Below are 12,500 nucleotides of genomic sequence, written 5' to 3' on the forward strand. Positions count from 1 at the left end.
CATGGTCTCGTGTGCAAATGGTGGGCGCCCCGTGCTGGCAACCGGCGCGGCCGCTGCAATCAGCGCAATGAGTTCGCGCCACGGCACCACCAGCTCCATCTCGTCGAGGAACACAGCCTTGCGCGTGCGCCTCGTGCTCAGGTTCAGTCCCAGTTCCGCTTGTTTCTTCATGACGCCATTGTTCCTCGCCTCGCACCTTCAGACCATCGGGGACTGCACGGGGTTTTGAACACAATCCTTAGCGTCTGCTGACATTTTTGCTTTCTGGGTCAGTCTGGTGCCAGTTTCAGATCTGATGAACACAGGCCAGAGCATCTCGCCCGATCTGTTGCGCAAGCGTCGCATCAAGAAATTGGCAGAGACCACCGCAAGGCAGGCACCGCCCAGATTTCCAGATTTCTTGGTTGCTGCTCGGCCTTTTTCTGATAGCTCGCTGCGAGCAAGATTTGTCTGCGAATCCAGCATGACCAAGATGCCCGCCGCGCCAAACAGTGGCCAACATGCCTTCACCGAGAGAATGCCGTGCAGCAGACATCCACCCTACCATCCGATACACACGATCAGGTAACGATCGTGTTCCTGCACATGCCATCTGTCATGCAGATGACGGGCCTCGGTCGACCAACGATCTACAGGCTCATGGCCAATCAGCAGTTTCCCTGCCCGGTTCGACTTGGGCCTGGCGCCGCAGCGAATTGGATCTATGGAGCCAAACACGCCCAGCGGCATCGCACTGAGCGGACATACTCAGCCCAGCCAACTGTCGAGCCCACCAGGGACGCGCAGACCTTCACTGCGACGGCCCGACGTCGAACCACTGCGGCAGTCAAACCTGTGACCTGCGTGGCTTCAATGCAGCTGTCGCTGACGGTGGGTGCTGCCAGGCGTGCTCCCTTTGACTGCCACGAAGCGGCTGTTGGGCACGGCGCCGCGCCACCGACCGTTTCCACATCTCATGGACTGGCTGCACCGACACGTGGTCGTAATTGATAGATCAATCGTGAGAGGCTGCGCTACCGCGGCGCCGGGGCGGCCGCCTTCAACAGCTGCGATGAGAAGCAGGTCTGGGCCAGTGCTTCCGGCCATATGCGGACGGCCACCCGTATCGCGGCAACGGCCACCGTGGGAAGCACGGCGGCTGTTTCGCCGTCATTCACCTCCGACCAAACTCCGGTTCCATATAATTTTCAGAACCGATGACGCCCTCCGATCCGATCAAAACACGGACAAACTCGAACATCTTGTCTGCCACACACAGCCTCCTTGTCGTCGACGACGATCCTTTGACCTGTACACGGGTCAAGGCCTACTTTGAGCGGGAAGGCTATTGCGTCCGAGTGGCTGCCAATGGCGATGAAATGTGGGACTGCCTGCACCAGCACCCCACCGATGTGGTGCTGCTGGACATCGGCCTGCCCGGACGTGACGGTCTCGAGCTGGCGCGGGAGCTGCGCGCCCACAACGCCAGCATCGGGCTCATCCTGGTGACCGGCCGCAACGACGACATCGACAAGATCGTGGGCCTGGAGTCCGGTGCCGATGATTACGTCACCAAACCCTTCAACGCGCGCGAATTGCTCGCGCGGGTCAAGATCGTCCTGAGGCGCCTCCGCCCGGTGTCGACAGCGGGCGCGTCCGGGCTACAACGCAAGCTGGGCAAATGGACGCTGGACCTGGCGCAGCGCAAGCTCTCCGCGGCGGATGGGCGCCAGGAGATTCTGACCCGGGGCGAGTTTGACCTGCTGGCCGCCCTGGCCCGGCACCTCGGGACTGCGGTGGAGCGCGAGCGCCTGATGCAACAGGTTTTCCACCGCTCGTGGGACCCGAGCGACCGCACTGTCGATGTGCTGGTGGCCCGCCTGCGCGAGAAGATGGAAAAAGACCCCCGACACCCGGAGCTGATCGTCACCGTCCGGGGCGTCGGTTACCTGCTGGCCGACAACGCCGCATCCTGACGCCCTTCTTCGGAGGGGCCCAGCCAGCGTTCCAGCGCCTCGATTCCTTCGGGAATGGCCTCCAACAGCTGGCTGATCAGCAGCGGAAGCTGCGCCGCCGTCAGCATTCCTTCACCGTCCGCGTCTTCCAGACGTCGGCAGGCCTGCATGACACGCAGAAGCCCCAGGTTGCTCGCTGCACTGCGCAGCTGGTGGGCGGTCCGTCGGATCTGTTCGGCGTCGGCGGCCTTCGCTGCGTCTTGCAGTGATGTTGCAGACGCATCGGAGGCTTGGCGGAACAGGCTCAGCAACTGCCGCAGGACATCGAGCCCGAGGTCCTCGCTCTCCTGCGCGAGATAGGCCTCGTCCAGCGTTGGGGCATCGCCTGCCGCTGCCACGTCCTTGACCAGTGGGGTGGGTGTTGGGGCACCCGTCGGGGGTGAGGAGGACTGCAGCGCCCGAGCCAGTGCACGCGCAAGTTCGCCGCGCTGAAAAGGTTTGCTGAGAAAGCCCACCATGTTGGCAGAGGCCGGGTGTTCGAGGATGTCAGGCGTGACATGTGCGGACATGCCCAGGATGGGCAGTGCCCGCCACCGGCCGCCGTCGAGGGTGCGCAGCGTCTGGGCGACTTCCAGCCCCGAATCGCCGGGCAGGCTGATGTCCATCAGCACGCAGTCCGTGTGCCCCCCATGGCGCAGCAAGTCGATGGCAATGGGGCCGCTGTCGGCCAGCCGAACCCGATGGCCCAGTGCTTCCAGGTAACGCTGGCAGACGATGCGGTTGATGTCGTCGTCCTCCACCACCAGCACATCCAGCGATGGGATTGGGTCGGTGATATCGGGCAGTGGAGCCAATGAAGCCCCCGCCGCAGCAGGCTCGAACGGCAGTTCGAAGCCGACTTCCGTGCCCTCCCCGACCGTGCTCTTGAGCCACAGGCGCCCCGCCATCAGTTCCACCAGGCGTTGGCAGATGGCCAGGCCAAGCCCGGTTCCGCCGTGCCGACGATGCGCCGTGTCCTCCACCTGGACAAACGGTTTGAAAACAGCCTCCTGCTGATCAGTCGGAATGCCAATACCGGTGTCGAGCACCTGAAACTGCAGCCTCAACGCACCCGTCGGGTCGTCCGCTGCACGCACCACTTTCACCGTGACTTCGCCTTCGTCGGTGAACTTGATGGCGTTGCCGATGGTGTTGAGCAGGATCTGGTTGAGCTTGCGTCGATCGCCCACAAGCCGCTCGGGCACGTCATCGGAAATGTCGCGCACAAGTGCCAGGCCCTTGCTGCGCGCCGCGACGGACTGCAGGGCCAGCATGTCGTCGATGACATCCCGTACCGCGAAGGACTCCCGCATGATTTCCAGCTTGCCTGCCTCCAGGCGGGAAAAACCAAGCATGTCCTCCAGGGTTTCCAGCAGGGTGCCGTTGGCGTACTCGATCATCCGCAGGTACTCGCGTTGACGATCATCCAGCGCGGTGTCGCGCAGCAGGTGCACGCTGCCGCTGACGCCGCTGAGCGGCGTGCGCAGCTCGTGGCTGAGGCTGCCGAGAAACTCGTTCTTCGCGCGGTTGGCCTCCTCGGCCTCGCGCCGTGCCTGCGCGTGCAGCGCGACTTCGCGCTCCAGCAGTTCGTTGCTGCGGCTGAGTGCTGCGGTGCGGTCCTGTACCTGCTGCTCCAGTTGCTGCTGGTGCTGGCGCAGCGACTTCTCCAGGCGTTGCCGCTCGATCGCGTGCTCCCGGAACTGCTCCAGCGCCTGCACCAGCGGCAGCAGCGGATCGTGGCGGGCCACCGGATGGGTGATCGCCACGCTGTGATCGCCGGCCATGAGTGCCCGCATGGCGTTTTCCATGCCTTTGAGCCGACCCAGCAACTCGTAACGCAGGATCAACCAGAGCGTGGCCAGCAAAGTCAGCAAGAGGACGCCGGCGACGGCCAGAAAGCCCACGGCTCCGCGGGCGATCGCGGTACGCGAGCCTGTGCCCACCTGAGCCATGGCCTGCTGACTGGCCTGCAGCAGTGCAGCCCCTTGTTCGTTCAGGCGCAGCGCCAGGGCAGCCCCCGTATCCCGCTCAGCGGCCAACTGTCCGTCGAGCGTCACGCGCCGAGCCTGCAAGGCAAACAGGCCCTGGGGCGCCAGTGCCGCCTTCAGCACGTCGACATGTCGCTGCGCGGTGGCCTTGCGGGTCGGGTCCCGGAAGTCCTGCAGCCGATGCGACAGGATGGCCAGGTCGGCCGAAAAATCTCTGCTCAAACCCCGCAAGGCCGGCGATGTGGGGGCTCCCTCCACGCGATCGAGCGTGGTCTTGAGCCGGAAGCAAACGAGCTGCAATTCGGACATGCGCTCCATGCGATCGATGTCCACCTCGATCAGGCGGTCCAGCGACTCGAGGATCTCGTCCCGGCTGGCGCCGCGCTCAACCATGGGGTAGAGACTGGACACGGTGGCCGCGGAAAAGGTCGAGGCGTTCGCCGCCAGCGCCTCCGCCAGCAGCATCAGCTCGGCCACTGCCCGGTGCAGCGCCTCCTGGGCCTGGCGAATCTCGCCTTGCACCTGCTGTGACTGCCGCGCCTTGCTGGCCTGCAATCCGAGGTTGGTGTGCATCTCCTGGACCGTCACCGCCAGCGCCTGTTCCAGCTGGGGCTCGAAGTCCTGCTGTTCCAGGCGCTCCAGCAGGTTGCGCACCTGGGCCAGTTGAGCGTCGCCCTGACGCTGAAAGGCATCGACCTCATCGACGGTTTGCGCGCGCCGCAGCTGATCAACCAGCGCCAGGCTGCGGTTGTTGAGCTGGGTCACCGCACCGACCGCTTCCAGTGCCGGCACCGTGTTGTCGATGATGCGGCGCTGCAGCCCGACCACCTGGTTGAAGCTGAGCCAGGCGGTGGCCGCCACCGCCGCTGTCAGCAGCGCGCCCACGGCCAACGCCAGCCCGATCTTGCCGATCAAGCCCAGTCGGCGATCAAGCCGATTGATCCAGGGGAGCATCATTTCCAATCCAACATTCGCGTGCCGACCGAAGTCATCTGTCATGCTATTCTGATCCGGAAACCGGCTTACAGTCCGCGGGCATGACGTCCACCTTTTTTTCCCTTCACCAGTTGCGACGGCCAGCCGCTGCCTTGTGGGGCCTGTGCCTGGCCTGGTCCGTGGTGGTCTCACCGGCTGCAGCCCAACCCATCCTGAGCTGGGAACCGCCATTCAAGGCAGCCGCGCCCGTGCGGGCCGAGCACACGCCGGCCGCGCCCGCCCGCCAGTCCTGGGTGCTCTGCGTGGTGGTGCCGCACATCAAGGATGCGTATTGGCTGGGCGTCAACTACGGCATGGTGGAGGAAGCGCGCCGCCTGCGCGTGGAGGTGCGATTTTCCGAGGCCGGCGGCTATGCCCAGTTGGCGGTCCAGCGCGCCCAGATCCAGGCCTGCGCCTCGGACCGCCGCGTGCACGCCCTGATCATCGGTGCGGTCTCCCGTGATGTCATGACCCCGCACCTGCGCCAGCTGACAACGCGCATGCCCGTCATCGGTACCGTCAATGCCATCGACGACGTCGGCATTTCGGGCAAGGTGGGCGTGGACTGGGACGAAATGGGCCGGGCGGCTGGCCGCTTTCTGGTCAGCCAGACGCGGGGTGACGGTCCTCCAGTGCAGGTGGCCTGGTTCCCGGGACCGCGCAGTGTCAGCGAAGGCGTGGACCGCGCCTTTCGCCAGGCCATCGCCGGCAGCCGCGTCGTCATCCGCACGACGGCGTGGGGCGACACCGGCAAGGCCGTGCAGCGCAACCTGCTGCAACAGGTGCTCGACGATCACAAGGACCTGGACTTTGTGGCCGGCAATGCCCTGATGGCGGAGGCCGCCATCAGCGTGCTGCGCGAGCGCGGCCTGCAGGACCGGATCGGCATCGTCTCGACCTACTTCACGCCGGCGGTGCATCGGGGCATCCTGCGGGGCCGCATCCTCGCGGCCCCCACCGATGCACCCGTGCTCCAGGGCCGGATGTCGATCGGCCTGGCGGTCGACCTGCTGGAGCGGCGGCCGACCCGCCGGCACTTTGGCCCGGTGATTCGCACGGTTGAGCAGGGCAATCTGGGCGAGCTCAACATCGACGAGTCGCTGCCACCACCCCTGCTGATGCCCCAGTTCTACCACCGGCCCGACACGGCGAACTGACTCACCGCCCGTTAACGCGGTTAACAAAGGCACGGCACAGCACAACAAATCCGAGCGCGTCATTGATCTGCGATTCCTAGCATCAGGACATACCCCATCGGTCTGTTTTATTTGCAAGGAGATCCATCATGACCATTACCCGACGCGGCCTTTTGAAGGCATCGGTGGCCTCGGCAGTGACTGCCAACGGCCTGACCTGGTTCGCAGCTGACGAAGTGTTTGCCGCCGACACCCAGGTGATTCCCAGTGCCAGCCACTGGGGCCCATTCAAGGCGGTGGTGAAGAACGGCGTTCTGGTCGGCATCCAGCCGCTCAAGGACGTGGACGCCACACCGACCACCATGCTCACGGAAGGCCTGATCGGCCGTGTCTATCACAAGACCCGTGTGAAGTACCCGATGGTGCGCAAGTCCTATCTGGCCAACCCCGCGGGTGACACCAAGCCTCACCTGCGCGGCAAGGAACCCTTCGTGCGCGTGAGCTGGGAACAGGCCTTGGCGTTGACCTCCGACGCCATCCTGCGCACGGCTGAGAAGCACGGCAACGAGGCGGTGTTCAGCGCTTCCTATGGCGGCTGGTCGCACGCCGGTCTGCTGCGCCCGCAGGTGCTGCAGGGCCGCCTGTTCGGCCTGATCGGTGGTCATTCGGTCACCACCGGCGACTATTCGGGCGGTGCTTCGCAGGTCAGCCTGCCGCACATCATCGGCGACATGGAGGTGTACTCGCCCCAGACTTCGTGGGAAGTGATGGCCGAGCACACCGAGGTCATGGTCTGGATCGGCTGCGACCCGTTCAAGAACAACCGGATCGAGTTCACGGTCGCCGACCACCAGATGGCCCCGCGCTGGATGAAGATCAAGGAGCGCGGTGTCAAGTTCATCTCGATCAACCCGCAGTACACGCCGACCGACGATGCGGTCGGCTCCGAGTGGGTCAAGATCGTTCCGAACACGGACGTGGCGCTGTTCTCGGCCATGGCCCACCATGTCTACACCACCGGCAAGCACGACAAGGCCTATCTGGCCAAGTACACCGTGGGCTTCGACAAGTACCTGGCCTACCTGCTGGGCAAGGATGGTGACGGCACGCCGCCCAAGACTCCCGAGTGGGCCGCCAAGATCACAGGCATTCCAGCCGCCAAGATCGTCGAGCTCGCTGAGCTGTTTGCCTCCAAGCGCACCCAGTTCGCTGGCGCCTGGTCTCTGCAGCGCGCACAACACGGCGAGATGACACACTGGGCGATCATCAACTTCGCAGCCATGCTCGGCAAGATCGGCAAGCCGGGCGAAGGCGTGGGCTTCAGCTGGCATTACGGTGGTGGTGGCATGGCGCAGTCCAACGCCATCATGCCGGTCGGCTTGTCGCAGGGTCGCAACCCGATCAAGGCGCGCTGCCCGGCCTCGCGCATCAGCGAGATGCTGATGAACCCCGGCAAGGAATACACCCGCGACGGCACTACGCACAAGTATCCGCTTGTCAAGCTGATCTACACCGCTGGCAACAACTTCATGTCGCACCAGCAGAACACCAATGAGTTGCTGCGTGCGATGAATCAGCAGGTCGAAACGGTGATTTGCCAGGACCCCTGGTGGTGTGCCTCCTCGCGCTTCGCCGACATCGTGCTGCCGGCCACATCGGCGCTCGAGCGCGACGACATGAGCACCGGCGGCACCTACAGCAACGACAAGATCTACGCGATGCGCCAGGTCATCAAGCCTTACGGCGAGAGCCTGGATGACTTCGAGATCTTCCGCCGCCTGGCGGCAATGATGGGTGTCGAGTACGGCTTCACCGAAGGTAAGTCGGTCATGGACATCCTCAAGGCCTCGTACGCAGCGACCGGCCAGAAAGTGCCGTTCGACAAGTTCTGGAAAGACGGTATCGTGCGCATCGACGTCCCCGAGAAAATGCGCAAGTGGGTGCGTCACGGCGATTTCTACACCGACCCGGTCAGGCACCCGCTGCATACCAAGTCGGGCAAGATCGAGCTCTTCTGCTCCGAGATTGCGCGTTTCAACGTGTCCGACTGCCCGCCGGTCCCGAAGTATCTGGAGCCGTCCGAGTTCCTGGGCAACGCCAAGCCGGGTCAGGTGCACGTGGTCAGTCCGCACCCCTACAACCGGGTGCACTCGCAGATGGCCAACGCCGACGTGCGTCTGGAGCAGAACGTCAAAGGGCGCCAGCATGTGCTCATCAGCGTCGAAGATGCCGCCGCCAAGGGCATCAAGAGCGGTGATCTGGTCGAGTTGTACAACGATCGTGGCGCACTGATTGCGGGCGCGGTGGTCACCAACAAGATCATGAAGGGTGTGGTCAGCCTCGAAGAGGGCAACTGGATCCAGCTCGATTCCAAGGGTCGCTGCAACAGCGGTGCGATCAACATCATCACGACCAGCGTCGCGTCGAGCGGCCTGAGCCAGGCCACCAGCGCCAACACCTGCATTGCCAACCTCAAGCGTTGCGATGACGCCGAGTCGGTCAACCGCGCTTACGAGCCGCCAGCGATCGAAAGGGTGGAACAACGCAAGCTGGATGTCGATGCGCTCAAGCTCACTGAGCGTGCCGCCATCGTGAAGGGCGCGACCATGGGCGCTATGGTGCCGGGAGAGAAGCTGTTCTACGAGCGCTGCACCGTGTGTCACGTGCCGCGCGAGCCGGGCGACTTCACCAAGAGCCAGTGGCACGGCATCACGCAGAGCATGTTTCCGCGGGCAGGGCTGGACGATCTCCAGCGCAAGGTGGTGCTGGACTTCCTGGAGAAGAACGCCAAGGACGCCATCGTGCCCTGACGCTCAGCGGCGCGTTGCATTGGAAGTGTCGGCGCTGCGCCGCCACTTCCGCTTCACAAAGCGAACACAAGACCATGAATATATTTGGCATCACAGGTCACTCGGGCATGGGCAAGACCACCCTGCTCGAAAAGCTGATTCCCGAGCTTCGCTCCCGCGGGCTCACGGTCTCTCTGATCAAGCACAGCCACAAAGACATCGAGGTGGATCGTCCCGGCAAAGACTCCTACCGGCTGCGGGAGTCCGGGTGTACGGAGGTCATGCTGCTGGGGCACAACCGCTGGGCACTGATGCACGAGTTGTGCGGCGCCATCGAACCACCACTGGAGTACCTGCTGGCACGTCTTCAAACGTGTGACGTGGTGCTGCTGGAAGGCTTCAAGAGTGGCGATTTCCCGAAGCTGGAGGTCTGGCGAGCCGCGTTGAACAAGCCGCCGCTGGGCAGGGACTGGCCGGGAATTGTCGCGACTGCCGGTGACGCATTGCATCTGCTACCGCCCGATACATTCAAGCTGGAACTCTCCGATACCAAAGCGATAGCGGACCTGGTGTTGAGGAAAGGCCGGCCCGTTGCTGAATTCTTGGAAACAGATCTTGCAACCGCAATCTCCGAACCTGAAGCGCGTGTGATGCAGCAAAACAATTGATATAGCCCCCAGGAAAGCCAAAACCCCCAAGTACGCGAGGTACGAGGGGGTTGTGGGGTAGTAAGAGCCTGACGATGACCTACTTTCACACGGGAATCCGCACTATCATCGGCGCAAAGTCGTTTCACTGTCCTGTTCGGGATGGGAAGGAGTGGTACCAACTTGCTATGGTCGTCAGGCATAACGGGTTGTCCTTGCTGTGCTGATGCACAACAGGGACGAATTCATAGAGTTTCGAATCAGCTTATTTTGATTGCTGCCAACGATGTAGGCCAATGAGGGTTGTCCTACGGGGCATAACAATAACATTTGCACTTGGACGATTATCGTCAAAGTTATAGGGTCAAGCCTCACGAGCAATTAGTATCAGTTAGCTTAACGCATTACTGCGCTTCCACACCTGACCTATCAACGTCCTGGTCTTGAACGACTCTTTAGGGGGCTCAAGGCCCCGGCAGATCTCATCTTGGAACGAGTTTCCCGCTTAGATGCTTTCAGCGGTTATCTCTTCCGCACTTAGCTACCCGGCAATGCCACTGGCGTGACAACCGGTACACCAGAGGTGCGTCCACTCCGGTCCTCTCGTACTAGGAGCAGGCTTCCTCAAATCTGCAGCGCCCACGGAAGATAGGGACCAAACTGTCTCACGACGTTTTAAACCCAGCTCACGTACCTCTTTAAATGGCGAACAGCCATACCCTTGGGACCGGCTACAGCCCCAGGATGAGATGAGCCGACATCGAGGTGCCAAACACCGCCGTCGATATGAACTCTTGGGCGGTATCAGCCTGTTATCCCCAGAGTACCTTTTATCCGTTGAGCGATGGCCCTTCCATACAGAACCACCGGATCACTATGTCCTGCTTTCGCATCTGCTCGACTTGTCAGTCTCGCAGTTAAGCACGCTTATGCCATTGCACTATTAGCACGATGTCCGACCGTACCTAGCGTACCTTCGAACTCCTCCGTTACACTTTGGGAGGAGACCGCCCCAGTCAAACTGCCTACCATGCACTGTCCCCGATCCCGATAAGGGACCTAGGTTAGAACCTCAAACACACCAGGGTGGTATTTCAACGTTGGCTCCACAAGATCTAGCGACCCTGCTTCAAAGCCTCCCACCTATCCTACACAGATCTGTTCAAAATTCAATACAAAGCTACAGTAAAGGTTCATGGGGTCTTTCCGTCTTTCCGCGGGGAGATTGCATCATCACAAACATTTCAACTTCGCTGAGTCTCTGGAGGAGACAGTGTGGCCATCGTTACGCCATTCGTGCAGGTCGGAACTTACCCGACAAGGAATTTCGCTACCTTAGGACCGTTATAGTTACGGCCGCCGTTTACTGGGACTTCGATCAAGAGCTTGCACCCCATCAATTAATCTTCCAGCACCGGGCAGGCGTCACACCCTATACGTCCACTTTCGTGTTTGCAGAGTGCTGTGTTTTTAATAAACAGTCGCAGCCACCAATTTTTTGCAACCCGTTCGTGCTCAGATGTTCTCATCACACTACAAGGGCACACCTTCTTCCGAAGTTACGGTGTCAATTTGCCGAGTTCCTTCTCCAGAGTTCTCTCAAGCGCCTTAGAATACTCATCTCGCGCACCAGTGTCGGTTTGCGGTACGGTCAATTACAAGCTGAAGCTTAGTGGCTTTTCCTGGGACCTCGTTCAGTTACTTCGCGAGCAAGCTCGCTCGATCAACAGCCTCGGTATATGACACGCGGATTTGCCTACGTGTCGCCTACATCTGTCTAAACCGGCACATCCAACCGCCGGATAACCTATTAAGATCCGTCCCCACATCGCACTTGTAATCGGTACAGGAATATTGACCTGTTTCCCATCAGTTACGCATCTCTGCCTCACCTTAGGGGCCGACTCACCCTACGCCGATGAACGTTGCGTAGGAAACCTTGCGCTTACGGCGAGGGGGCTTTTCACCCCCTTTAACGCTACTCATGTCAGCATTCGCACTTCTGATACCTCCAGCATCCTTTACAAGACACCTTCACAGGCTTACAGAACGCTCTCCTACCACTTGCAATAAATTGCAAATCCGCAGCTTCGGTAACTGGCTTAGCCCCGTTACATCTTCCGCGCAGGACGACTCGATCAGTGAGCTATTACGCTTTCTTTAAATGATGGCTGCTTCTAAGCCAACATCCTGACTGTTTTAGCCTTCCCACTTCGTTTCCCACTTAGCCAATTTTAGGGACCTTAGCTGGCGGTCTGGGTTGTTTCCCTCTTGAGTCCGGACGTTAGCACCCGGTGCTCTGTCTCCCAAGCTGTACTCGTCGGTATTCGGAGTTTGCCTTGGTTTGGTAAGTCGCCATGACCCCCTAGCCAAAACAGTGCTCTACCCCCGACGGTAATACTTGAGGCACTACCTAAATAGTTTTCGGAGAGAACCAGCTATTTCCAAGTTTGTTTAGCCTTTCACCCCTATCCACAGCTCATCCGCTAATTTTGCAACATTAGTCGGTTCGGACCTCCAGTACCTGTTACGGCACCTTCATCCTGGCCATGGATAGATCACTTGGTTTCGGGTCTACACCCAGCGACTGAATCGCCCTATTCGGACTCGGTTTCCCTACGCCTTCCCTACTCGGTTAAGCTTGCCACTGAATGTAAGTCGCTGACCCATTATACAAAAGGTACGCAGTCACCCCTTTCGAGGCTCCTACTTTTTGTAAGCATGCGGTTTCAGGATCTATTTCACTCCCCTCCCGGGGTTCTTTTCGCCTTTCCCTCACGGTACTTGTTCACTATCGGTCGATGATGAGTATTTAGCCTTGGAGGATGGTCCCCCCATATTCAGACAGGATTTCTCGTGTCCCGCCCTACTTTTCGTTAGCTCAGTATCACACAGGTCTTTTCACGTACGGGGCTATCACCCACTATGGCCGTCCTTTCCAGAACGTTCCGTTAAGTCTTGTGCTATCACTAACAGGCTCTTCCAATTTCGC

Annotated in this window: 7 protein-coding genes, 2 rRNA genes and 1 pseudogene (1 of these 10 running past the window's edge); 5 read left to right on the forward strand and 5 right to left on the reverse strand. The window is 60.8% G+C overall.

The features are described from left to right. Positions 1-171, reverse strand: a pseudogene (locus AC0GNO_RS23465) (IS5/IS1182 family transposase); the annotation flags it as partial. 27 nt (positions 172-198) lie between these two features. After that, positions 199-465: a hypothetical protein gene (locus AC0GNO_RS23470; RefSeq protein ID WP_472905724.1), complete on the reverse strand. Its 267-nt coding sequence runs from the start codon at positions 463-465 to the stop codon at positions 199-201. A gap of 138 nt (positions 466-603) precedes the next feature. On the opposite strand from AC0GNO_RS23470, the gene AC0GNO_RS23475 reads away from it, so the two are divergent. Continuing rightward, entirely contained in the window at positions 604-990 is a 387-nt protein-coding gene (locus AC0GNO_RS23475) for a helix-turn-helix transcriptional regulator (RefSeq protein WP_472905730.1), read from the forward strand. A gap of 206 nt (positions 991-1,196) precedes the next feature. After that, a complete protein-coding gene (locus AC0GNO_RS23480; RefSeq protein ID WP_472905725.1) occupies positions 1,197-1,955 on the forward strand; it encodes a response regulator in 759 nt (252 codons plus the stop codon). Here the strand turns inward: AC0GNO_RS23480 and AC0GNO_RS23485 are convergent. Next, positions 1,925-4,915 carry an ATP-binding protein gene (locus AC0GNO_RS23485; RefSeq protein ID WP_472905726.1) on the reverse strand — a complete coding sequence of 997 codons (2,991 nt, stop codon included), beginning with the start codon at positions 4,913-4,915 and terminating at the stop codon, positions 1,925-1,927. The two genes, AC0GNO_RS23480 and AC0GNO_RS23485, sit on opposite strands and share 31 nt — an antisense overlap. An 83-nt stretch (positions 4,916-4,998) precedes the next feature. Here AC0GNO_RS23485 and torT point away from each other — a divergent pair, with 83 nt between their 5' ends. The 3 genes from torT (at position 4,999) to mobB (ending at position 9,529) form a co-directional block, all read left to right on the forward strand. Beyond that, on the forward strand, positions 4,999-6,093 hold the full coding sequence (gene torT, locus AC0GNO_RS23490) for a TMAO reductase system periplasmic protein TorT (protein WP_472905727.1): 1,095 nt from the start codon (positions 4,999-5,001) through the stop codon (positions 6,091-6,093). 128 nt (positions 6,094-6,221) lie between these two features. Continuing rightward, on the forward strand, positions 6,222-8,882 hold the full coding sequence (locus tag AC0GNO_RS23495; protein ID WP_472905728.1) for a molybdopterin-dependent oxidoreductase: 2,661 nt from the start codon (positions 6,222-6,224) through the stop codon (positions 8,880-8,882). A gap of 74 nt (positions 8,883-8,956) precedes the next feature. Further along, on the forward strand, positions 8,957-9,529 hold the full coding sequence (gene mobB / locus AC0GNO_RS23500; RefSeq protein WP_472905729.1) for a molybdopterin-guanine dinucleotide biosynthesis protein B: 573 nt from the start codon (positions 8,957-8,959) through the stop codon (positions 9,527-9,529). A 66-nt stretch (positions 9,530-9,595) separates the two neighbouring features. Here mobB and rrf read toward each other — a convergent pair. Together rrf and AC0GNO_RS23510 are read right to left on the reverse strand one after the other, a co-directional pair. Beyond that, a 5S ribosomal RNA gene (gene rrf, locus AC0GNO_RS23505) occupies positions 9,596-9,708 on the reverse strand. Positions 9,709-9,868: 160 nt separating this feature from the next. Continuing rightward, a 23S ribosomal RNA gene (locus AC0GNO_RS23510) occupies positions 9,869-12,500 on the reverse strand (it continues 247 nt past the right edge of the window).

Source organism: Hydrogenophaga sp. L310, assembly GCF_055703065.1.